This window comes from Neisseria sp. SLRRB23 (assembly GCF_050896295.1).
In the GTDB taxonomy this organism is placed as follows: Bacteria; Pseudomonadota; Gammaproteobacteria; order Burkholderiales; family Neisseriaceae; genus Neisseria.
The window spans coordinates 1-386 of record NZ_JBPBFH010000156.1 but is presented as its reverse complement, the minus strand read 5'-3'; the positions used below and the strand labels follow the sequence as shown (position 1 = coordinate 386).

Sequence of the window (386 nt, the reverse complement as noted above, 5' to 3'; positions counted from 1 at the left end):
AGGAAGCGAAACCCGCATAATCAGGAAAGCGTTTCCAGCACTTCCTGCGCATGACCCGCCACCTTGACCTTCCTCCAGTCATGGACGATTTCACCGTCCGTATTCAGAACAAACGTACTGCGCTCGATGGCAGACCGAAGCCATCCCGCAAACCGAAAGCAAGTCCGACAAACCCTGGTTTGCACTTCCACAAACATCCGAACGGAAAAAACCGGAACACGTCCTCGTCATCGGTGCAGGCATTGCCGGCGCACCCAGTCGTTCATCAAAGTTTTCACCCAGACTTCGACTTTAAGCTGGAGGGAAGTAGTGCCCACGCGGACGCAATGCCCGTAGCAGCAGACGACGTTGCCGACCTTGACCGGGCGGATGAAGTTCATTTCCTG

At 55.2% G+C, this 386-nt stretch carries 2 pseudogenes; both read right to left on the bottom strand.

Annotated features, from left to right (window positions below):
* Positions 1-20 precede the first annotated feature (20 nt).
* Positions 21-128: pseudogene (locus ACRPFF_RS11650) on the bottom strand (peroxiredoxin); the annotation flags it as partial.
* Positions 129-251: 123 nt separating this feature from the next.
* Positions 252-386: pseudogene (locus ACRPFF_RS11645) on the bottom strand (hotdog domain-containing protein); the annotation flags it as partial.